Genomic DNA, 22,124 nt, shown 5'->3' on the forward strand with positions numbered 1-22,124 from the left:
CCGGCGGACATCCACATAGGGTCTCCCGGTGACGCTCCGAGACGCCGTGCTCCAGTTCGCCGTCGTCGCGGGGCTCCTCACCGTCATCCCGGGACTGGACACCGCGCTCGTGCTGCGCAGCACGCTGGCGCGTTCCCGCGCATACGGGCTGGCCACCACCGCCGGAATCCAGGTCGGCACCCTGATCTGGGGCGTGGCGGCGGCGACGGGCGCTGCGGCGCTGCTCGCCGCGAGCCAGTCGGCCTACCGCGTCCTGACCATCCTCGGCGCCGCCTACATGGTCTGGATGGGCGCCTCGATGCTCTGGAAGAGCTTCCGCCGCCAGGACGGCGCACCCACTGTGGTCCCCGGGGGACCGTCGAGCCCGAAGCTGCACCGCGGGTTGACGCTGGGGCTGGCGACGAACCTGATGAACCCCAAGGTCGGTGTCTTCTACATCGCGATGATCCCGCAGTTCGTGCCCGACGGCGTCTCCCCGTTGTGGATGGGCCTGCTGCTGGCGGCGGTGCACTGCGCGATCGCGACCGTGTGGTCGTGCAGCCTCGTCGTGGGAGCCGGATTCTTCAAGGACCGCCTGGCGGGGTCGACCGCGGTGCGCTGGACCGACCGCATCACCGGAGGCGTCCTGATCGCCTTCGGCGCTCGCCTCGCCCTCACCCCACGGGCTTGACCACGGTGGGCTCGCTGCGTGGCACCGCGCACCCGGCGACGGTGGGCGGTCCGGCGTCGGCGGGGTACTCCAGGAGCAGCACCGAGGTGACGGGGCCGCCGAGGCTGCGGTAGATGTGCGGGCGGCCGGCGGGGAAGCACACGTAGTCGCCCTGACCGAGCTCGAACGGGTTGTCCGGCGGGCCGACGAGCAGGCTGCCCCCGGTGACGATCACGTGCTCGCGACCGTGGTGGCCGGCCGACTGCTGAGTCTCCCCGGGCCGCACGCGCTGGTCGTAGACCTCCACCACCTCGGCCGTGATGTCGAGCCTGCGCAGCATCCGCAGGTCCACTGCGTTGCTGCTGAGCACCTCCAGGTCCGCCGATCGCACGAGCACCACGTCGGGGTCGATGCGCTGGGAGAGCAGCGACGACACCGGAACCTGCAGCGCGCTCGACAGGCTGAACACCGTCTCGATCGTCGGGTTGCCCGCCCCCGACTCGAGCTGGGAGAGCGTGCCCTTCGCGATGTCGGACCGCCGTGCCAGCTCCGAGAGCGAGAGCCCTGACTCCTCCCGCAACAGCCGCAGGTTGGCCGCAAGCACCTCACCGGCTCGTTCCCGGGCCATGCGACCTCCTTCGTCGGGAGGAAACGCTACCCAGCCCGGGGTCCTTCTCCTGGCCGGCCCCTTCCCGGTGCCTGTGCCGCTCATCCGGTGAGCGGTCCGCCGCGGTCCCGGATCCGGTCCAGCAGCCGCTCCAGCACGGCCGGGTCGCGGCGCAGCCCGTCGTGCTCGTACTCGTTGGTCACCCACGCTTCGCAGTTGCCGACGTGCTCGGCCGTGCGCAGCGACAGCCCGGCGTCGACGTACAGGTCGTCGTGGTAGACCACCGCCGCCACCGGCACGTCGTTCGCTGCCAGCCGCTCGAGGTCGTACAGGTCGCTCCAGCCGGGCGTGGTCGCGAGAGCGTGCGCCGCAGCCTCGAACGGGCGCAGGGCCCTGATCTCGGCGAACATCCAGGGGAACATCATCTCGCCGGTGAAGGTCAGCGGCCGGGCCGTCTCGGCGAACTCCGAGTGGCGCTCGCGCTCCGCGGCCGCCGCCCAGCCCGTGGCGGGCCCGTCGGCGCCGTGGCCGTAGATGCTCTCCTGCATCACGACGAAGAGCGGGTTGTCGGCGAACGCGGTGCGCTCGGCAACCTGCCGGCAGAACGTCTCGGAGAGCCGGTCGGCGCGCCGTTCGTCGGCCCATGCCTCGTCGAAGAGCCAGTGGAGCTCGTCCACGCCCGGGGCCATGCCGAGGTCGCCGCCGAGTGCCTGCAGCCGGTGCACCGTCAGCCGGTCCCCGTCGGGGAGCCGCACGTCGGACGCGGCCACGTGGTCGGCGACCGCCGCGACGAGGTCGGCGTCGGCGGGGTACCGGTCGTAGAAGCGGCGTACCCGCGCGGCCACGCGCGGGTACGTGCGGCGGTAGACCTCGGCCGCGGACGGCTCCAGCGACGCAAGCCCGCCCGTGACATAGCAGGCGGCGAGGCCCTGCGGGGCCTGTGAGAGATAGGTGAGGGTGATGAACCCGCCGTAGCTCTGGCCGAGCGTCTCCCAGCGCCGTCCCCCGTAGACCGTGGTCCGCAGGTGCTCGGCGTCGGCGACGATGCTGTCGGCGCGGAAGCAGCGCAGGTACGCGGCAGCGTCGGCGGGGTCGGCGAAGCGGGAGATGTCCGCACCGTCGACCCGGCTGGAGCGCCCGGTTCCCCGCTGGTCGAGCAGCACCACACGGTGGGTCCGCAGAGCCACGGGCAGCCACCCGTCGCGCTGCGGACGCGGGCCCTTTCCACCCGGGCCGCCCTGCAGGAACAGCAGCAGCGGCAGGTCCTCGTTCGCTTTCGCGGGGTCCACGACCTCGCGGGCGAAGACCTGCAGGGTCTCGCCATCCGGGCGTGCCCAGTCCACGGGCACGTCCACGCGATGGTCGGTGACCCGCAAGCCGGGGCTCGTGGTGACGTTGACGACGGCCATCCCGTCCTCCTTCTCGTCAGATCCTCTCCGGGGCGCGGCGGGGCCGGGTGGCGCCGTTGACACCACCCGGCCCCGACCGCGTCACCCGGCGAGCGACGCGGTCTTGAAGCGCGGGATGCCGTCCGGGTAGTAGACGACGCCCTGCAGGTTCTTCGACGTCCCGAGGAACCAGGCGTCGTGGTACAGGTAGATCACCGACCGCAGCTCCTTGACCCGCCGGATCGTCTGGCCGTAGAGATCGGCGCGCTCGGCCTGGTCGGTGGCCGCGGCGGCCCGCTTGGCCAGATCGTCGACCTGCGGGTCGGAGAGGCCGCTGAAGTTGTTGGAGCCGCCGGTAGTCACGAGGTCGTTGATGTTGCCGTCCGGGTCGATCCGGCCGGACCAGCCGATGAGGAACGCGTCGAACTGACCGGCCCGCGCCGCGGAGAGCGCCGAGACGAACTCCTGCTGGTTGATCCGCACGTCGAACCCGACGTCCTTCGCCATCCCGGCGATCACCTCGGCGGTGCGCGGGCCTTCATTGCCTGCGGGCACCATCAGGTTGACCGGGATCGGCGTCGGCACCCCGGACTGCGCGATGAGCTGGCGTGCCCGCTCCGGGTCGTAGGGCGTGCACTGCGGGTCCGACGGCCGGAACTGGCTCTGCAGCGGCAGCGGGAGGCAGTCGACGGCGTTCGAGTCGGCGAAGACGACCTTGTTGATCGCGTTGCGGTCGAGGCTCAGCTCGAAGGCCTCGCGGAGCAGCGCCGACTGTCCCAAGGGGGTAGTGGCCTGGCCGGTCGGCGTCGCGGTGCCGGTGGTGTTGCCGACATTGATGCTGACGGCCTGGTAGGCGATCGTGTCGACGTCCTGGATCGTCACGTCGGGGCTGTTCTTCAGTGCGATGGCGTCGGTCGCGGTGATGCGCTCGGCCGCCTGGACGTCACCGGACTCCAGGTTCGCCCGCCGCACGTTCGGGTCGGTGATGATGCGATAGGTGACGCCGTCGAGCTTCACCTTGTCGGCGTCGTAGTAGTCCGTGGACTTCGTGAAGACGATCTCGCTGCCGGACGTCCGGGACTGGAACTTGAAGGGCCCGACGCAGACCGGCGCGGTGCCGAAGTTGTCACCCAGCTGCTGCAGCGCGGTCGGCGACATGATCAGCCCGGCGCGGTCGGCGAGCTGCGCGCCGAGCGGGGTGAACGGGTACTTGAGGGTCAGCCGCACGGTGTTCGGGTCGACCACCGTCACGTCCTGCACCGAGGCCAGCTCCTTGGTGCGTGCCGAGCCCTTGAGCGTGCGGTGCCGGTCCAGCGAGGTCTTGACGGCCTCGGCGTTGAACGGCGTGCCGTCGTTGAACTTCACGCCCTGGCGCAGCGGGATGGTGACGGTCAGACCGTCGGGCGAGACCTGCGGTACGTCGGCGGCGAGCTGGGGAACCAGGCTCAGGGTCTCGTTCGTGTCGTAGAGCTTCTCGCAGAACGACGTGAACACAATGCGCGCGGGGAAGGTGTTGGCGAGCGTCGGGTCCAGCACGTCCGGTTCGGCGGACAGCGCCATCACCAGCGTGCCGCCCGAGGCGGCCGCGCCGCCCGAGGCGGCCGCGCCGCCTGATGCGTTCGCGCCGCTGCTCGCACCCGGTGTGGTGCAGGCGGCGAGGACGAGGGGTAAGGCGAGCGCCACGATCCAACGTCGTGCTCTCACGGGAACCTCCGGGGGAAGGAAAGGGATTTGCGGGCAGGGCGAGCCACGCCGCGGGCAACGGGGAGCCCGCGGCGTGGGGCTGGGGTCGACTGCGGCGGGTCAGCCGCCGGAGGGGGGTGCGGTGCTCACCGCCCGACCGCGTAGCCCTGGGAGCCACGCGGGTTGGCGGCCGCCCGTAGCCACTCGCCGTCGCGGGCCACTGCGGACAGCCGCCCCAGCGACCAGCCGTCGACCTCCTGCACGTCGTGGCCGCGGGCGCGCAGATCGGCCAGCGCGTCCGGTGCGTGCCGGTCCTCGATGACGAGCGAGCCCGGCACCGCCTCCCTCGGGTAGAAGGAGCTGCGGACGTGGTCGGTGTGGAACATCGGGAAGTCGATGGCCTGCTGCAGGCCCATCCCTCCGTGCACGATGGCCAGGAACAGCTGGATCGACCACTGGTCCTGGTAGTCGCCGCCCGGGGTGCCGAAGGCGAGCCACGGCTTGCCCTCACGCAGCGCGAACGACGGGGTGAGGGTGGTACGCGGGCGGGCGCCGGGCCGGATCGTGGCCGGCAGCCCGTCCTCGGCCCAGAACATCTGACCGCGGGTGGACAGGCAGAACCCCAGGGCGGGGATCGTCGGCGAGCTCTGGAACCAGCCGCCGCTCGGCGTCGCCGAGATCATCATCCCGTTCCGGTCCACGACGTCGATGTGGCAGGTGTCGCCGCGCACCTCGCCGTCGGGGGTGAGGGTCGGCTCCCCGACGCCGGCCGCGACCGCCGCGGCGACGTCGGCCGCGCGGGCGCCGGGCAACCGGGGCGTCCGTCCCCCGGGGGAGCCCGGCCGCAGCTCGTACGACGCGTCGGTGCCGACGAGCTTCGCGCGGGTTGCGGCGTAGGTGGGGTCGAGCAGGTCGGCGAGCGGAACGTCGACGTGGTTCGGGTCGCCGTACCAGGCCTCACGGTCGGCCATCGCGAGCTTCGCGGTCTCGATGATCGTGTGGACCCAGTCGGCCGAGCCGGGTTCGGCGGCGGCCAGATCCAGCTCGTCGAGCAGCGCGAGCTGCTGCAGGAGCGCCGGGCCCTGCCCCCACGGGCCGGTCTTGCACACCGTGTAGCCGTGGTAGTCGAGCGTCACCGGCTTCTCGAACGTCGGCTCCCACCGGGCGAGGTCGTCGGCGGTGAGCAGCCCGGAGTGCGCGCGTCCGGACGTGTCGACGACCTCGGTGTTCGCGCAGAACTCACCGACGGCCTCCGCGACGAACCCGCGGTACCAGGCGTCGCGGGCCGCGGCGATCTGCCGCTCGCGGCTTCCGCCCGCGGCCTCGCCCTCCTCGATCAGCCGCTTGTAGGTGCGCGCCAGCACGGGGTTGGCGAACCGGGCGTCCGGTGCGGGCACGGCTCCGCCCGGAAGCCAGGTGGCGGCCGACGTGGGCCAGCGGCTGGTGAACATCTCGGCGACCGTGCCGAGCGCGTGCGACACCCGCTCCAGCATCGGGTGGCCCTGCTCGGCGTAGTGCACGGCGGGTTCCAGCACGTCGCGCAACGGCCAGGTGCCCCAGCGCTCCAGCATCAGCAGCCAGGCGCCGAAGGACCCCGGGACCACGGTCGGGAGCAGCCCCGTGCCGGGCACCAGGTCGAGCCCGAGGTCGGCGAACACACCCGCGTTCGCCGCCTGCGGCGCGACCCCCTGGCCGCACAGGACCGTCACGTCCGCGGTGCTCGGGTCCCAGACCAGCGCGGGCACCTCGCCGCCCGGCCCGTTCAGGTGCGGTTCGACGACCTGCAGGACGAACCCGGCCGCCACGGCGGCGTCGGCGGCGTTCCCGCCGCGTTCGAGCACCGACATCCCGGCCGACGACGCCAGCCAGTGGGTGCTCGCGACCATGCCGATGTCGCCGGTGATTTCGGGACGGGTGGTGAACACGGGACTCCTCTTGTCGGGCTTCCGGTCGTTCGTTGCGGTCATGGCGCGGCCACGCGTGGCCGTCCGGACTCCGCGGTCACGAGGTGGCACGCCACCGGGTGGTCCGGTGCCGTTACGCCCGTGAGCGGCGGGTTGTCGGTGGCGCAGCGGTCGACCGCGACCGGGCAGCGGGTGTGGAACCGGCAACCGGACGGGGGGTCGGACGGGCTGGGGAGGTCACCGCTGAGCACGATCCGGTCCCGGCGCCTGGCGTCGGCCGGGTCGGGTACGGGCGCGGCGGACAGCAGCGCCTGCGTGTACGGGTGCTGGGGATCGGCGAACAACGTCTCCCGGCTCGCCGTCTCCACGATCCGGCCGAGGTACATCACGGCGATCCGGTCGCTGATGAACTCGACGACCGACAGGTCGTGGGTGATGAACAGACACGAGAACCCGAGGTCTCGCTGCAGGTCCAGAAACAGGTTGAGGATCGAGGCCTGCACCGAGACGTCGAGTGCGGACACCGGCTCGTCGGCCACCAGCAGCCGCGGGCCGAGCACCAACGCTCTGGCCAGCGCCACTCGCTGGCGCTGGCCGCCCGACAGCTCGTGCGGGTAGCGGGTGCGCATCTGCTCGCGCAGGCCCACCCGCTCCAGCATCTCGCCCACCCGCCGCGTCCGGTCCCGGCGCTCGCCCTCGCCGTGCTGCCGCAGCGGCTCGCCGACGATCTGGCCGACGGTCATGCGCGGGTTGAGCGAGGAGTACGGGTCCTGGAAGACGACGTGCACGTCACGCCGTACCGGCCGCATCTCCCGGCGGCTGATCCGCGAGACATCGCGGCCCAGCAGCTCGACGGTGCCCGACGTCGGCGTCTCCAGCCGCGCGATGCAGCGCCCCACCGTCGACTTGCCGCTGCCCGACTCGCCCACCAGGCCGAGCACCTCGCCGGGCGCGATCGTGAGATCGACGCCGTCGACGGCACGCACGGTGTGCCGGCCGCCGCGCAGCCGCGACCCGCCGGCGAAGTGCTTGTGCAGGTCGCGCACGACCAGCACGGGGTTCTCGCCGGTCACTGGATACCTCCCGGGCCGGGGTGGTGGCAGGCCGCCAGGTGGCCGGCCTGTTTCGGCTCCAGCAGCGGCCGGGTGCCGCGGCAGGCCTCGGTGGCGCGCGGGCAGCGGGGGTGGAACTGACACTCGTCGGGGTCGGACGTGGGCGCGGGCACCAGTCCGGGGATCTCCGTCAGCCGCCGCCTGCCGTCCACCAGCCGGGCCCGGCCGGGCAGGGCGCCCAGCAGGCCGACGGTGTAGGGGTGCTGCGGACGTGCGAACACCTCGGCGACCGGCGCCTGCTCCACTCGCCTGCCCGCGTACATCACCACCACGCGGTCGGCGACGTCGGCGACCACCCCGAGGTCGTGGGTGATGAGCACGACCGCTGTGCCCAGCTCGTCGCGCAACTTGCGGATCACGTCCAGCACGCCGGCCTGCACGGTGACGTCGAGTGCGGTGGTCGGCTCGTCCGCGATGAGCACCTTGGGGTTGCACGCCACCGCGATCGCGATCATCACGCGCTGGCGCATACCGCCGGAGAGCTGGTGGGGGAAGGAGTCGGCACGGCGGCGGGCGTCCGGCATGCCGACCAGTGCGAGCAACTCGACGGTCCGCTCGCGCACCTGACGCCTGCTGAGCCGCTCGTGCTGCTGCAGCACCTCGCCGATCTGTCGGCCGATGGTGTACGCGGGGTTGAGCGAGGTCATCGGCTCCTGGAAGACCACCGAGACGTCCTTGCCGCGCAGCTCCTGCATCCGCTGCTCCGGCAGCGACGTGAGCTCGACGCCGTCGAGCGTGACGGTGCCCTCCACCGTGACGTCGCCGTCGGGCAGCAGCCGGGGCACGGCCATCGCGGTGACGGACTTCCCGCATCCGGACTCGCCGACAAGGGCCAGGATCTCGCCCCGCTCCAGGGTGAACGACACGTCCTTGACGGCGATCACAGGGCCGTCGTCGGTGGCGAACGTGACGCGCAGGTCCCGCACGTCGAGCAGCGGTCCGGCTGCGCTCGCGGCGGCGGTCACCGGGCGCTCCGCGGGTCGAGGACGTCACGCAGTCCGTCGCCGAGGAGGTTGAACCCGAGTGTGGCCATCGCGATCGCGAGGCCGGGGAACAGCGCGAGCTGCGGCGCCTGCGAGAGGTACTGCTGGGCGTCGGTGAGCATCGTCCCCCACGACGGGGTCGGGGGTTGTACACCGAGGCCGAGGAAGCTCAGCGTGGCCTCGCCGATGATCGCGCCCGGGATCGCGACCGTCGCCTGCACGATCAACACGTTCATGGTGTTCGGCAGGATGTAGCGGGAGAGGATCGTGCTGTCGCGGGCGCCGTCGGCGATCGCCCCGGCCACGAAGTCCTGGTCGCGGAGCATCAGCGCCTCACCCCGCGCGATCCGCACCACTGCGGGGATCTGGGCCACCGCCAGCGCGATCACGACGTTGCGCAGCGACGCCCCGAGGATGGCGGCGAGCCCCACCGCGAACACGAGGAACGGGAAGGCCAGCAACACGTCGTTGATCCGCATGATCACCGGGTCGAGCCATCCCCGGTAGAAGCCGGCGAGGAACCCGATCGGCACGCCGAGGAGCAGGGCCAGCGCGGTGGAGAGCACCCCGGCGAGCAGCGAGACTTGCGCGCCGTGGGCGATGCGGGACAGCACGTCGCGGCCGAGGTCGTCGGTGCCCAGCAGGTGCACCGCCGACGGCCCGGCGAGCGTCGTCGAGAAATCCTGCTCCTCGGGGTCTCCGGTGAGCAGGGGCCCGATCACGGCGAGCAGCACGAACGCGGTGACCAGCACCAGGCCCAGCATCGCGAGCCTGCGGCGCAGGAATCGGCGGCGGATGCGTTGCCAGCGCGAGGCCGTGGCCACCGGGGGCGGCGCCACGCTGTCCGCGGCCTCCTCGAGGAGGAGCGGTCCGCTGGGGTCGGTCATGTCGACGCTCCGGTGAGACGCAGTCGCGGGTTGAGGTAGGCGTAGGTCAGGTCCACCAGCAGGTTGATCAGCACGTACCCGGCGACGGTCACGAGCACGGCTCCCTGGATCACCGGGTAGTTGCGGGCCAGCACGGCGTCGACGATCAACTTCCCGAACCCGGGGATGACGAAGATCGTCTCGGTCACGACGGCGCCGCTGATCAGCGCACCCAACTGCAGGCCGAGCACGGTGACCACGGTGGTGAGGCTGTTGCGCAGGGCGTGGCGGACCTCGCGTGGCCGGGACACGCCCTTCGAGCGCGCCGTGCGCACGTAGTCGGCAGAGAGCTGGCCCAGCAACGCCGATCTGGTCTGGCGCATCAGCACCGCCGACAACCCCGTGCCCAGCACGACGGCGGGGAGCACCATCCGGCGCACGTTCTCCAGCGGGTCCTCGGCGATTCCCACGAACCCGGACGCCGGGAGCCAGCGCAACGTCACCGAGAAGACCAGGATCGCGAGCAGCCCGAGCCAGAAGTGGGGGACCGAGAGGCCGAACAGGCCCAGCCCTGTGGCTGCGTAGTCGGCCGGGCCGCCGCGGCGGACCGCGGACGCGATCCCGGCAGGAACGCCGATCGCGAGGCCGACGACCACCGCGAGCACCGTCAGCTCGATCGTGACGGGCAGTCGCTCGATGATGATCTGGGCCACCGGGATGCGGTCGCGCGTGGAGAGCCCGAAATTGCCCTGCACCGCCTGGCTGACGTAGTTCCAGTACTGCACGGGCAGGGGGTCGTCGAGCCCGAACTGCTCGCGGATCGCCGCCAGCGTGGCCTCGTCGGTGCTCTCCCCGGCGAGCACGAGCGCCGGGTCACCGGGCAGCGCACGCACTCCGAGGAACACGACGATGCTCGCGATGAACAGCGTGAGCAGGGCGGCGAGCACGCGCCGCACGATGAAGACGCCCATCCGTCAGCCCGTCGTACCGGAGGGTGCGAAGCGCGGGTGCGGTGTTCCGGGACGCACCGGCCTGCTCGCGCCTGCCTGTTTCACGTCCGGCTGTGATGGCATGTCTGACCTCGCCGTCGTTCGATAAAGTGAACGGGAGGCTAGGGATCTTGATACGGAGAGTCAACACCTTGCGCCGATTGTGGTGCCCGACCGGACGTACGGCCTAGTCGGCCCTCACCTAGCGCTCCCGGCGTTCGATGTAACGAACAGATGACGGCGACTTCGGCCTCCCGGGGACGCCGGTACCGCTCGCGTACTGCCCGACCTGCGGGCTTCCGGATGTGAGGCCCTCCGTGGCGGAGACGGGCGTTGTGACGATCCGGTTTCTCCCTCGGGACGACTGTTGCCCGACCGTCTGACGAAAGTGCAATATCACATGCCACATTCGTGAAGATCGAATCGGGGAAGCATGTACGTCCTGATCGGCGTCGGACTCGTGGTCATCGGGTTCGCACTCCGGATCAACCCGCTGCTGGTGGTCACGGTCGCCGGCATCGCCACCGCTGCGATCGCCCGGATCGGGCCGGTCGAGATCCTCAACGCGTTCGGCACCGGCTTCGCAGGCAGCCGATCGGTCACGACGTTCGTGATCGTGCTGCCGGTGATCGGACTGATCGAGCGGTACGGGCTCCAGGAGCAGGCGAAGCGGCTGATCTCTCGCCTCAAGGCCATGACGACCGGACGGATCCTGGCCGGCTACATGGTCATCCGGCAGGTCACCGCGGCAGTCGGGCTCAACAGCATCGGCGGCCCCGCGCAGACCGTGCGGCCGTTGATCTACCCGATGGCCGAAGGGGCGGCGCTGGAGCGGTACGGCCCGCTGTCGCTGCGGATGAGGGACAAGATCAAGGGCTACGCGTCGTCGGCCGACACCGTCGGCGTGTTCTTCGGCGAGGACATCTTCGTTGCGATCGGCTCGATCCTGCTGATCACGAGCTTCGTCGACACCACCTACGGCCTCGCCCTCGAACCCATCGACCTCGCGCTCTGGGCGATCCCGACCGGCGTGGCCGCGTTGCTGATCCATGCCCCGCAGCTGCTGTGGCTGGACCGCAAGCTCACGCGGATGGCCGCTTCATCGGCTCAGGAGAAGGAGACGGCCAGTGCTGACAGCTGAATGGCTCTACTGGCTCATCGGCGCGTTCTTCGTGGCGATCGCCGTCCACATCCTGCGCGACACCGAGCACCCGCGCCGCCTCGGCAGCGCCGCGTTCTGGGGGCTCCTGGGCATCAGCTTCTTCTACGGGACGTTCGTGCAGAGCGGCCAGGCGCCCGCGTGGCTGCTGGGCATCGTGGTGCTCGTGATGGTGGTGCTCGCCGGGTTCGGCCGTGTCGGGCGGGGTAAGGCCCGGACCACCACCCCCGAGGAGCGCACGAGTCTCGCCGAGCGCTTCGGCAACAAGCTCTTCGTGCCCGCGCTGGTCGTGCCGGTCGTCGCGGTGCTGATCGCTCTCGTCGGCCCGCTGATCAGCATCGGGGGCGAGCCGCTGCTCGCCGAGGGCAGCGCCACGCTGACCGGCCTGGGTATCAGCGCGATCGTGGCGCTGCTGGTGGCGATGCGGCTCCTGCGGCCGCCGTCGCCCGCCGCGCCGCCGTCGTTCGGCGTTCCGCTGCGCGAGAGCAGCCGCCTGCTCGAGGCGATCGGCTGGGCGGCGTTGCTCCCGCAGATGCTCTCGACGCTGGGGAGCCTTTTCACGCAGGCAGGCGTCGGCAAGGCGGTCGGCACGATCGCAGGCTGGGTGCTGCCCGAGGGTTCACTCCTCGCCGCGGTCGCCGTTTACGCGATCGGCATGGCCGCATTCACGATCATCATGGGCAACGCCTTCGCAGCGTTCCCGATCATGACGGCCGCTGTCGGCTGGCCGGTGCTCGTGCAGACGTTCGGTGGCGCGCCGGCGCCGATTTTCGCTATCGGCATGCTCTCGGGTTTCTGCGGCACGCTGGCGACGCCGATGGCTGCGAACTTCAACCTCGTGCCCGCCGCCCTGCTGGAGATGAAGGACAAGTACGGCCCGATCAAGGCGCAACTGCCGACGGCCGGCCTCGTGCTCCTGGTGAACATCGGAGTGATGTATGTCGTCGCATTCTGAGTTGTTGCTGCCCACCGATACGCCGACGGACCGACGGAGCTGGGCGGACGGTTTCGCCGCCGTCGTCGTCGCGAACCTGTCGCGCCGCTACCCGTACGCCACGCAGCACGAGACCCAGGGGGAGGACGACCGCGCGCTGCCGATCGAGCTGCACCCGGCGTTCGCCACGTCCTACGACTGGCACTCGTGCGTGCACATGCACTGGTTGGCGGCGCGGCTGCTGGCATTCGGCGTCGACGAGGCCGTGGGCGCCCGGCTGGAGGCGCTCCTCGCGGAGAACCTCACCGCCGCCAACCTGGAGATCGAGGCCGCCTACCTCACCGCGCACCCGCACTTCGAACGACCGTACGGCTGGGCGTGGGCGCTTCGGCTGGCCGCGGAGGTCGCCACCTCGCCGGTTCCGGCAGTCCGGGCGCTGGCGACGGCGACCACCGCGTTCGCCGGGACGGTGGCGGGACTCGTCGCGGCGTGGACGACGAGCGTGCCCGAGCCGGTGCGCCACGGCGTGCATTCGAACTCCGCCTTCGCGCTCACGCTGATCGTCGAGTCGGCGCGGACACTGGGGCTCGCCGATCTCGAGGCCGCCTGTTCCGGCGCCGCGCGCCGCTGGTTCGCGGGCGACCGGGACTGGCCCGCCGACTGGGAGCGCAGCGGGCAGGACTTCCTCTCACCCGGCTTCGCCGAGGCGGACCTCATGCGGCTCGTGCTGCCGGCCGAGGAGTTCGTCTCGTGGTGCGTCGGGTTCCTCGGCGGTACCGCGCCGGAGAGCCCGATCTTCCGCCCCGTCACGGTGCTCGACGCGCACGACGGACATCAGACTCACCTCTACGGCCTCGACCTCTTCCGCGCGGGCGCGGCCACGCGTATCGCCGGTGCTCTCCCCGACGACGGCGACGCGGGTGAACTGGCGCGGAGACTGCGGGCGTGTGTCCCCGCGTTGCTCGGCGCGGGGCTCGCCGCGAGCGTGTCGGACGAGTACTACTCGACGCACTGGCTCGCGACCTTCGCGTGGGAGGCGATGGAGTCCATCGAGGGGGGCGCGCGGGCGAGCTGAGTGGCGGCGGGCCGCCCGGAAAATGTCCCGGAAATCCCGTGCCATGTGACATAGTACTGGCGTGCCTGTGGTGACTGCGGACGTGCTGGTGATCGGAGCAGGCATGGTCGGCTCCGCGTGCGCGTACCACTGCGCCGAGGCCGGGCTGAGGGTCGCGGTCGTCGACCGCGGACCTGTCGCCGGAGGCACCACCAGCGCGGGAGAGGGCAACATCCTCGTCTCCGACAAGGAGCCGGGCGCCGAGCTCGAGATGGCTCTGCTGTCCGTGCAGCTGTGGGCCGCGCTCGGCGAGCGCGTCGGCGCCGGTCGCCTCGAACTGGAGCCCAAGGGCGGGGTGGTCGTGGCGCAGACCGCCGAGGCTGCCGCCGGCCTCGCCGGGCTGGTGGCAGCCCAGCGCGCTGACGGCGTCGAGGTCACCGACGTGAGCGCGGCCGAGCTGGCGGAGCTGGAGCCGAACCTCACGCGAGAGGTGAGCGCCGGCGCGTACTACCCGCAGGACATGCAGGTGCAGCCGATGCTGGCGGCGGCGGAGTTGTTGCGGCAGGCGCGCGTGCGCGGCGCCACCGTGCGCACCGGCTGTGAGGTCCTCGGCCTGCGGAGGGGCCCGGACGGTGCGGTGATCGGTGCGACCACCAGCGCAGGGGAGATCTCCGCGCGGTACACGATCAACGCCGCCGGTACCTGGGGCGGCGAGGTGGCGGCGATGGCGGGGGTGAACGTCCCGGTGCTGCCGCGCAAGGGTTTCATCCTCGTGACCGAGCCGCTGCCGCCCGCCGTGGTGCGCCACAAGGTCTACTCCGCCGACTACGTCGCCAACGTGGCGAGCGGCGACGCCGGCCTCGAGACGTCGGTGGTCGTCGAGGGCACACGCGCGGGCACCGTTCTCGTCGGCGCGAGCCGGGAACGGGTGGGCTTCGACCGCAGGGTCTCGGTCGCGGTGCTGCAGCGGCTCGCCGCGCAGGCGATCGGCCTGTTCCCGTTCCTCTCCGACGTGACGCTGCTGCGCAGCTACCTGGGGTTCCGTCCGTACTGCCCGGACCATCTGCCGGTGATCGGCGAGGATCCGCGGGCACCCGGCCTCGTGCACGCCTGCGGCCACGAGGGGGCGGGGATCGGCCTGTCCGCCGCCACGGGCCACCTCATTGCACAGGTCCTCACCGGCGAGAAGCCCGACCTGGACCTGGCCCCGTTCCGGCCGGACCGTTTCACCGTGGAGGTGGCATGACGCCGGAGATCCGCTTCGTCTTCGACGACGCCGAGCTCACCGCCGCACCGGGGCAGAGCATCGCGGCGGCGCTGATCGCCGCGGGACGGCGGTCGTGGCGCACCACCCGGGTCGGCGGCGAGCCGCGCGGCGCGTTCTGCGGCATCGGGGTGTGCTTCGACTGCCTCGTGATGGTGAACGGCAGACCGAACCAGCGGGCGTGCCTGACCGAGGTGCGGCCGGGAGACCGGATCGAGCACCAGGAGGGGACGGGCCGTGAGCACCTCACCCGGTGAGAGCTACGACGTCGCCGTGCTCGGTGCCGGGCCGGCCGGGCTCGCCGCCACGGTCGCCTCGCGGGCGTCCGGAGCGCGAACGGCGCTGGTGGACGCAGGCACGCGGGTGGGCGGGCAGTTCTGGCGCCACCGCGACGGCGACGACGGCAGCGGCCACCACCACTGGCCCGAGCTGACGCGGCTGCGCGCCGCGGTTGCCGGGCCCGACCTGCTCGGCGGCCACGCAGTCTGGCACGTCGAACGCACCGGCAGCGGTTTCACCCTGCACACCACGACCACAGTGGACGGTCGATCGGTACCGCGCCGGATCCGCTGCCGGACGCTCGTCGTCGCCACGGGCGCCTACGACCGCCAGCTCCCGTTCCCCGGCTGGACACTGCCCGGCGTCTACACGGCGGGCGGGGCGCAGGCCCTGCTCAAGGGCCACGGCGTAGCGGTGGGCCGACGGGTCGTCGTCGCGGGCACGGGGCCCTTCCTGCTGCCTGTTGCGGCCGGGCTCGCGGACGCGGGCACCGAGGTCGTCGGTGTCTTCGAGGCGGGCGCGCCCACCGGCTTCGCCCGCCACCCGGCAGCGGTGCTCGCCAACGTCGGCAAACTCGCGGAGGGCGCGGGGTACGCGCGCACGTTGCTGCGGCACCGCGTGCCCTACCGGACCCGCACCGCGGTGATCGCCGCGCACGGCGGCGGCGACGGCGTGGATGCGGTGACGGTCGCCCGTCTCGACGCCGGATGGAACGTTCGGCCGGGCACCGAGCGGGTGCTGGAGTGCGACGCGGTGGCTGTCGGCTACGGCTTCACCCCGCAGCTGGAGATCCCGTTGCAGCTGGGCTGCGCCACGCGTCTCGACGCCGACGGGAGCCTGGTGGCCGTCGCCGACGACCGGCAGCAGGCGTCCGAGCCCGACGTGTTCCTCGCAGGCGAGGTGTGCGGGGTCGGCGGGGCGGCGCTGTCGCTCGTGGAGGGGCAGCTGGCCGGGCTGCACGCAGCGCACGGCCCCCTCGACCCCGGCGTCCTCGCCCGGCTGCGGCGCCGCCGCGACCGGCTGCGCGCCTTCGCCACCGCGATGCACGACGCGCACCCGGTGCCTACCGGCTGGACGCACTGGCTCACCGGGGACACGACGGTGTGCCGTTGCGAGGAGGTGCCGGTGTCCGCGATCCGCGCGGCCGTCACCGAGCTCGGCGCCACCGAAGCGCGCACCGTGAAACTGCTGGCCCGCCCCGGGATGGGGCTCTGCCAGGGCCGGGTCTGCGGGTATGCCACCGCAGGCCTGGTGGCGCGGGAGTGCGGCCGCGCCGTCACCGCGCAGGATCTCCTCGGCACCGCCTCCCGCCCGATCGCACAACCGGTGACGCTCGGGAGCGTCGCCGCAGGTATGGACCCGACCGACGACCTTCCGGAGGACCGATGACCGCACCCACTCGACCGTGGCACGGAGTCCTGGTGGCCACCGCTCTGCCGCTGCGGCCGTCCGAGTCCGGGGTGCTCGCCCCCGACTTCGACACCTTCGCCGAGCACGTGGCCTGGCTGGCGGCGGAGGGCTGCCAGGGCGTCACCCCGAACGGCTCGCTGGGGGAGTACCAGACCCTGACGCCCGAGGAGCGGGCGCGGGTGGTGACCACCGCGGTCGCGGCCGCGCCGGAGGGCTTCACCGTGATGCCCGGTGTCGCCGCTTACGGGGCGGGGGAGGCGCGCCGGTGGGCGGAACAGGCCGCCGAGGCCGGTTGTGCGGCAGTGATGTTGTTGCCGCCCAACGCCTACCGCGGCGACGAGCGTGCGGTCGTCGAGCACTACCGCGAGGTGGCGAAGGCCGGCCTGCCGATCGTCGCCTACAACAACCCCATCGACACCAAGATCGACCTCGTCCCCGAGCTGCTCGCCGAGCTGCACGGTGAGGGGCTCATCGTCGGGGTCAAGGAGTTCACCGGCGACGTGCGCCGGATCTACCGCATCGGCGAGCTCGCGCCCGGGCTCGACGTCCTGTGCGGCGCCGACGACGTGTCGCTGGAGCTTGCGATCGCGGGCTCGCCGGGCTGGATCGCCGGCTATCCGAATGCTCTGCCGCGCTCCACGGTGCGGTTCTGGGAGGCCGCGACGGCGAAGGATCTCGACGTCGCGCTGCCGCTCTACCGGTCGCTGCATCCCCTGCTGCGGTGGGACTCACGCACCGAGTTCGTGCAGGCCATCAAGCTGAGCATGGACGTCGTGGGCCGCTACGGTGGCCCGTGCCGCCCGCCCCGCGTGGCGCTCACCCCGGAGCAGGAGCAGACCGTGCGCCAGGCCACCGAGAAGGCCGTCGCCGAGGGACTGACCTGACGATGCGCGCGAAACGCGTCTTCCACGCCGTCGACTCCCACACCGAGGGGATGCCGACGCGCGTGATCACCGGTGGCATGGGCGTGATTCCCGGCGACACCATGTTCGCCCGCCGTCGGTACTTCATGGAGCACCTCGACCACGTCCGCAAGCTGCTCATGAACGAGCCGCGCGGGCACTCCGCGATGAGCGGGGCGATCCTGCAGCCGCCCACGCGGCCCGACGCCGACTGGGGCGTGCTGTTCATCGAGGTCTCCGGCTGCCTGCCGATGTGCGGGCACGGCACCATCGGGGTGGCGACGGTGCTGGTGGAGACCGGGATGGTGGAGGTCACCGAGCCGGTCACCACGATCCGGCTCGACACCCCCGCCGGGCTCGTGGTCGCCGAGGTGGCCGTCGAGGACGGCGTCGCACGGGCTGTCACGTTGCGGAACGTGCCGTCGTTCGCCCTCGGCCTGGACCGCACGGTGGTGGTCGAGGGCTACGGCGAGGTGCGCTACGACATGGCCTTCGGCGGCAACTTCTACGCGATCCTCGACCTCGATCAGGTCGGCATCCCGTTCGACCGGGCGGAGAAGCAGCGGCTGCTCGACTTCGGGCTCGCGATGATGGACGCCGTCAACGCGAAGGACCGCCCGGCGCACCCGGAGAACCCCGAGGTCGCGGGCTGCCACCACGTCTACCTCGCCGCCCCGGGTTCCACGGCGCGGCACTCGCGGCACGCGATGGCCATCCACCCGGGCTGGTTCGACCGCTCGCCGTGCGGCACGGGCACCAGTGCCCGCATGGCACAGTTGCACGCCCGCGGCGAGCTGCCCATGGACACCGACTTCGACAACGAGTCGTTCATCGGCACCCACTTCGTCGGGCGGCTCGTGGAGGAGACGACGGTCGGGGTCCTGCCCGCGGTCGTCCCGACGATCACGGGTCGGGCCTGGATCACCGGCACCGCGCAGTACTTCCTCGACCCCGCCGACCCGTTCCCGGAGGGTTTCGAGCTGTGACGGTGCCCGCGGTGCTGGATGCGGCGGCCGTCGAGCGGGCGCTCCCGATGCCCGGCGCGATCGCCGCGATCCGCGACGCGCTGCGCGCCGGGCTCGACCCGGCGGCGGGTCCGGCCCGCTCCGTGGTGCCGGTACCGCACGGCCAGCTGCTTCTGATGCCCGCGTACTGGGGCAGGTACGCGGGCGTCAAGCTGGCCACCGTCGCTCCCGGCAACCCCGAGCGCGGCCTGCCGCGCATCCAGGGCGCCTATCTGCTGCTCGACGGCGAGACGCTCACGCCGCTCGCGATGGTCGACGCGGTGTTGCTCACCGCGATCCGCACCGCGGCGGTGTCGGCCGTCGCCGTCGACGCGCTCGCCGAGCCGGACGCGCGGCGGCTCCTCGTGTTCGGCTCGGGGCCGCAGGCGCACAGCCACCTCGCCGCGATGCGAGCGGTGCGGCCGGTCGACGAGGTCGTCGTCGTGGGCCGCGACCAGGGCCGGGCCCGCGCATTCGCCGAAGCCGCGGCGGGGGACGGACTCACGGCCCGCGTGGGCACGGCCGCCGACGTGGCGGGCGCCGACCTGGTCGTCTGCGCCACCACCGCGCGCACGCCGCTGTTCGACGGCGCACGGCTGCGCCCGCGCGCCACCGTGGTGGCCGTGGGCTCGCACGAGCCGGACGCCGCCGAGGTCGACGCGACCACCGTGTGCGCCTCCACCGTCGTGGTGGAGGACCGGTCGACGGCGCTGCGGGAGGCGGGCGACGTGATCGGGCCGGTGCAGGCAGGCATGCTCGACCCCGACACACTCGTCGGCCTGGCCGAGGTCGTCCGGGGCGCGGTGCCCGTTCCCCCGTCCCGGCCGCGGCTGTTCAAGAGCGTCGGGATGGCATGGCAGGACCTGGTGCTCGCCGCCGCCGTCCATGCGGCGGTCTGATCTTCCTGTGTAGCTTCCTCGGCAGGTGCGGTCCCGGCTCAAGGAGGAGATCCGCGGTGTATGACCTCGTGCTCAAGGGCGGCACGGTCGTGGACGGCACCGGTGCTCCCGTCCGGTCCGCCGATGTCGGCATCCGTGACGGCCGGATCGCCGAGATCGGCCGGATCGCGCGAAGCGAGGGGCAGCGCTACCTCGACGTCTCGGGTGCCGTGGTGTGCCCGGGCTTCATCGACCTGCACTCGCACGCCGACTACACCGTCTTCTCAGCGCCGGAGGCCGTCACCCAGTCCGCGCAGGGCGTCACCACCCTGGTCACCGGCAACTGCGGGTTCTCCCCGTTCCCCGTCCTGCCCGAGCACGCCGAGGAGCTGCGTTCCCATGGTGACTTCCTCGACGACGGCCTGACCTGGGAGTGGTCGACCGCCGGGGAGTACGCGGCGGCCGTCGACCGGCTCCCGCTCGGCGTCAACATCGCCCCGCAGGTGGGCCACTCCGCGCTGCGGATCGCCGTGCTCGGCCTCGAGGACCGGCGGCCGGACGACGCGGAGCTCGCGCGGATGCGTGAGCTCGCGCGGGCGGCTCTCGCCGACGGCGTCGCCGGCTTGTCCAGCGGCCTCATCTACGCCCCCGCGTCGTACGCGGCGCCGGAGGAACTCGCCGCCGTCGCGGCCGAGGCCGCTCGGTTCGGACGGGTCTACTCCACGCACATCCGCGACGAGGGCGATTACCTCGACACCGCGATCGACGAGGCGATCGAGGTCGGCAGGAGCACGGGCGTGCGCGTCGAGATCTCCCATCTGAAGGCGGTGGGGCCGGCCAACTGGGGGCGGGTCGGGGCCGTGATGGATCAGATCGCCGCGGCTCGCGGCGATGGCGTCGACGTCCACGCGGACCAGTACCCCTATGCGGCGGGAAGCACGACGCTCACCACGCGGCTGCCGGGTTGGTCGATGGAGGGCGGCGTGCCGGAGCTGCTGCGCAGGCTGTCCGACCCGGCGGTGTGCGACCGGATCGTCGCGGAGCTGGAAGCCGACGACATGTGGTCGTTCCTGGCCCCGCGCATCGTCGTCGCCGACACCCCGGAGGGCCCGTTCCGCCGGTTCGTGGGCGAGGATCTCGCCACGATCGCCGCGGCGATCGGGGAGACACCGGCCCGCGCGATGCTGGAGGTGTTGCGCGGGCAGCTCGGCACCGTGTCGATCATCATGCACGGGATGGCGGAGGACGACGTCCGCACTGCGCTCGCCGACCCTGCGGTGGCCGTCGCGAGTGACGGGTGGGTGCTGGGCTGCCCCGGCGACGGGAGGCCGCACCCCCGTAGCTTCGGCACGTTCGTGCGGGTGCTGGGCCGCTACACCCGCGACGAGGGGCTGCTGGACCTGCCGACGGCGGTCGCGAAGATGACCTCGCTCCCCGCTTCCCGGCTGGGTTGGACCGACCGCGGTGTCCTGCGTCCCGGAGCCGTCGCCGACGTGGCCTGCTTCGACCCGGACCGGGTCGGCGACCCGTCGACGTTCTCCGAGCCGTGGCAGCTGGCGGAGGGCGTGATCCACAAGCTCCTGCGAGGGCAGCCCGTCTGGGAGAACGGAGCGTTCACGGGCGCTGCCGCCGGGCAGGTCGTTCGCACAGTGAGTGAGAAGGGACGGATTCGTCAACACCATGACCCGAGCTGAAGATCTGATCGCAGGCCTGCAGGATCGACTACCGGACCTGGAGGCGCTCTATCGCGACCTGCACGAGCACCCCGAGCTGTCGTTCCAGGAGAAGCGCACTGCGACGGTGATGGCGGGCAGGCTCGCCGCCGCCGGGTTCGAGGTGACGACCGGGGTGGGCGGCACCGGCGTGGTCGGAGTGCTGCGCAACGGCCAGGGGCCGACCGTGCTGCTGCGGGCCGACATGGATGCACTGCCGGTCCAGGAGATCGAGAAGGTGCCCTACCGGAGCCGCGCCACCGGCACCGACCAGGACGGGCTCGCCGCTCCGGTCATGCACGCCTGTGGGCACGACACCCACATGACCGCGCTCGTCGGCGCGATCGAACAGCTCGCCGCGCGCCGCGGGGACTGGTCGGGCACGGTGCTCGCCGTCCTCCAGCCTGCCGAGGAGGTCGGGGGCGGTGCCCGTGCCATGCTCGACGACGGGTTCCTCGAGAGATTCCCGCGCTTCGACGTCGCGCTGGGACAGCACATCACCTCCGCGCCCAGCACCCACCTCTACGCCTGCCCCGGCGTGTTCATGGCCGCGGCCGACAGCCTGCGGATCACCGTGCACGGGCGTGGCGGGCACGGATCGGCCCCGCAGGCCACCATCGACCCGGTCGTCATCGCCGCGTCCATCGTGCTGCGGCTGCAGACGATCGTCGCGCGGGAGGTCGCACCGAACGACGTGGCCGTGGTGACGGTCGCCGCCATCCACGCCGGCCGCAAGGAGAACGTCATCCCCGCGGAGGCGGAGCTCAAGGTCAACGTGCGCACCTTCGACCCGGACGTCCGGTCTCACGTGCTGGCCGCGATCACGCGCATCGTGCAGGCCGAGGCCGCGGCGGCAGGAGCGCCCCGGGCACCCGAGATCGCTCCGATCAACGGCTTCCCCCTGCTCACCAACGACGTCGAGGCGACGCGGAAGGTGATGGCGGCGTTCAGCGAGGCGTTCGGGACGGACCACGTGCACGAGACCACCCCCAAGACGGGCAGCGAGGACTTCGGGTGCTTCGCCGAGGCCGCCGGGGTGCCGTCGGTCTTCTGGAACTTCGGCGGGTTCGACCCGGCGCTCTTCCCGGACGGCCCGGAGCGGCCGCAGGTCGCGGTGACCGCCGGGAGTGCACCCGGGAGCCACTCGCCCGAGTTCGTACCGACCGGCCTCGAACCGACCCTGCGACGCGCTGTCGAGGCGATGCTGACAGCGGCGGCGATCTGGCTGGGACCGGGCGTGCCCGCGGCATGAGCCCGAGTGGGCGGCCCGGCATCTCGACGAAGGGTGCCGGGCCGTCGACGGGCTCAGCGCTGGGTCCGGCGGCTGCGGCCGCCGGGCCTTCGAGC

At 72.2% G+C, this 22,124-nt stretch carries 20 protein-coding genes; 12 read left to right on the forward strand and 8 right to left on the reverse strand.

The features are described 5' to 3' along the window. Positions 1–28: 28 nt before the first annotated feature. A complete protein-coding gene (locus ABD743_RS37645) occupies positions 29–670 on the forward strand; it encodes a LysE family translocator (protein WP_344728334.1) in 642 nt (213 codons plus the stop codon). Here the strand turns inward: ABD743_RS37645 and ABD743_RS37650 are convergent. The 8 genes from ABD743_RS37650 to ABD743_RS37685 form a co-directional block, all read right to left on the reverse strand. Then, positions 654–1,277, reverse strand: a complete 624-nt coding sequence (locus ABD743_RS37650; protein WP_344728336.1) for a helix-turn-helix domain-containing protein — start codon at positions 1,275–1,277, stop codon at positions 654–656. The two genes, ABD743_RS37645 and ABD743_RS37650, sit on opposite strands and share 17 nt — an antisense overlap. An 80-nt stretch (positions 1,278–1,357) precedes the next feature. Further along, positions 1,358–2,665, reverse strand: a complete 1,308-nt coding sequence (locus ABD743_RS37655; protein ID WP_344728338.1) for an alpha/beta fold hydrolase — start codon at positions 2,663–2,665, stop codon at positions 1,358–1,360. Positions 2,666–2,746: 81 nt separating this feature from the next. Beyond that, positions 2,747–4,348 (reverse strand): ABC transporter substrate-binding protein, encoded by a 1,602-nt coding sequence (locus ABD743_RS37660; protein WP_344728339.1) that lies wholly within the window; start codon positions 4,346–4,348, stop codon positions 2,747–2,749. Positions 4,349–4,473: 125 nt separating this feature from the next. Further along, on the reverse strand, positions 4,474–6,252 hold the full coding sequence (locus ABD743_RS37665; RefSeq protein ID WP_344728341.1) for a gamma-glutamyltransferase family protein: 1,779 nt from the start codon (positions 6,250–6,252) through the stop codon (positions 4,474–4,476). Positions 6,253–6,290: 38 nt separating this feature from the next. Then, a complete protein-coding gene (locus ABD743_RS37670) occupies positions 6,291–7,304 on the reverse strand; it encodes an ABC transporter ATP-binding protein (RefSeq protein WP_344728343.1) in 1,014 nt (337 codons plus the stop codon). Further along, positions 7,301–8,308, reverse strand: a complete 1,008-nt coding sequence (locus ABD743_RS37675; RefSeq protein ID WP_344728345.1) for an ABC transporter ATP-binding protein — start codon at positions 8,306–8,308, stop codon at positions 7,301–7,303. Before ABD743_RS37675 ends, ABD743_RS37670 begins: the two co-directional genes overlap by 4 nt. Further along, positions 8,305–9,213, reverse strand: coding sequence for an ABC transporter permease (locus tag ABD743_RS37680; RefSeq protein WP_344728347.1), 909 nt, complete (start codon positions 9,211–9,213; stop codon positions 8,305–8,307). The genes ABD743_RS37675 and ABD743_RS37680 overlap by 4 nt, the downstream gene beginning before the upstream one ends. Further along, a complete protein-coding gene (locus ABD743_RS37685; RefSeq protein WP_344728349.1) occupies positions 9,210–10,163 on the reverse strand; it encodes an ABC transporter permease in 954 nt (317 codons plus the stop codon). The genes ABD743_RS37680 and ABD743_RS37685 overlap by 4 nt, the downstream gene beginning before the upstream one ends. Positions 10,164–10,614: 451 nt before the next feature. Here ABD743_RS37685 and ABD743_RS37690 point away from each other — a divergent pair, with 451 nt between their 5' ends. From ABD743_RS37690 to ABD743_RS37740, 11 genes are all read left to right on the forward strand, one after another. Next, a complete protein-coding gene (locus tag ABD743_RS37690) occupies positions 10,615–11,322 on the forward strand; it encodes a DUF969 domain-containing protein (RefSeq protein WP_344728351.1) in 708 nt (235 codons plus the stop codon). Continuing rightward, positions 11,309–12,295, forward strand: a complete 987-nt coding sequence (locus ABD743_RS37695) for a DUF979 domain-containing protein (RefSeq protein ID WP_344728353.1) — start codon at positions 11,309–11,311, stop codon at positions 12,293–12,295. Before ABD743_RS37690 ends, ABD743_RS37695 begins: the two co-directional genes overlap by 14 nt. After that, positions 12,279–13,349 (forward strand): DUF2891 family protein, encoded by a 1,071-nt coding sequence (locus tag ABD743_RS37700; protein ID WP_344728355.1) that lies wholly within the window; start codon positions 12,279–12,281, stop codon positions 13,347–13,349. Before ABD743_RS37695 ends, ABD743_RS37700 begins: the two co-directional genes overlap by 17 nt. A 61-nt stretch (positions 13,350–13,410) precedes the next feature. Then, positions 13,411–14,574 (forward strand): NAD(P)/FAD-dependent oxidoreductase, encoded by a 1,164-nt coding sequence (locus ABD743_RS37705; protein WP_344728357.1) that lies wholly within the window; start codon positions 13,411–13,413, stop codon positions 14,572–14,574. Continuing rightward, the gene (locus ABD743_RS37710; protein ID WP_344728359.1) at positions 14,571–14,849 is read left to right on the forward strand and encodes a (2Fe-2S)-binding protein; all 279 of its coding nucleotides are present in this window, start codon (positions 14,571–14,573) and stop codon (positions 14,847–14,849) included. The genes ABD743_RS37705 and ABD743_RS37710 overlap by 4 nt, the downstream gene beginning before the upstream one ends. After that, a complete protein-coding gene (locus ABD743_RS37715) occupies positions 14,830–16,260 on the forward strand; it encodes an FAD-dependent oxidoreductase (RefSeq protein WP_344728361.1) in 1,431 nt (476 codons plus the stop codon). The genes ABD743_RS37710 and ABD743_RS37715 overlap by 20 nt, the downstream gene beginning before the upstream one ends. Beyond that, positions 16,257–17,165 carry a dihydrodipicolinate synthase family protein gene (locus tag ABD743_RS37720; RefSeq protein WP_344728363.1) on the forward strand — a complete coding sequence of 303 codons (909 nt, stop codon included), beginning with the start codon at positions 16,257–16,259 and terminating at the stop codon, positions 17,163–17,165. Before ABD743_RS37715 ends, ABD743_RS37720 begins: the two co-directional genes overlap by 4 nt. A 2-nt stretch (positions 17,166–17,167) precedes the next feature. Further along, positions 17,168–18,169: a proline racemase family protein gene (locus ABD743_RS37725; protein WP_344728365.1), complete on the forward strand. Its 1,002-nt coding sequence runs from the start codon at positions 17,168–17,170 to the stop codon at positions 18,167–18,169. Further along, positions 18,166–19,086 (forward strand): ornithine cyclodeaminase family protein, encoded by a 921-nt coding sequence (locus ABD743_RS37730; RefSeq protein ID WP_344728367.1) that lies wholly within the window; start codon positions 18,166–18,168, stop codon positions 19,084–19,086. The genes ABD743_RS37725 and ABD743_RS37730 overlap by 4 nt, the downstream gene beginning before the upstream one ends. 56 nt (positions 19,087–19,142) lie before the next feature. After that, a complete protein-coding gene (locus tag ABD743_RS37735; protein WP_344728369.1) occupies positions 19,143–20,759 on the forward strand; it encodes an N-acyl-D-amino-acid deacylase family protein in 1,617 nt (538 codons plus the stop codon). Further along, on the forward strand, positions 20,746–22,029 hold the full coding sequence (locus tag ABD743_RS37740; RefSeq protein ID WP_344728371.1) for an amidohydrolase: 1,284 nt from the start codon (positions 20,746–20,748) through the stop codon (positions 22,027–22,029). The genes ABD743_RS37735 and ABD743_RS37740 overlap by 14 nt, the downstream gene beginning before the upstream one ends. Positions 22,030–22,124: the final 95 nt, after the last annotated feature.

It is taken from the genome of Pseudonocardia yunnanensis, assembly GCF_039534065.1.
GTDB lineage: Bacteria > Actinomycetota > Actinomycetes > Mycobacteriales > Pseudonocardiaceae > Pseudonocardia > Pseudonocardia yunnanensis.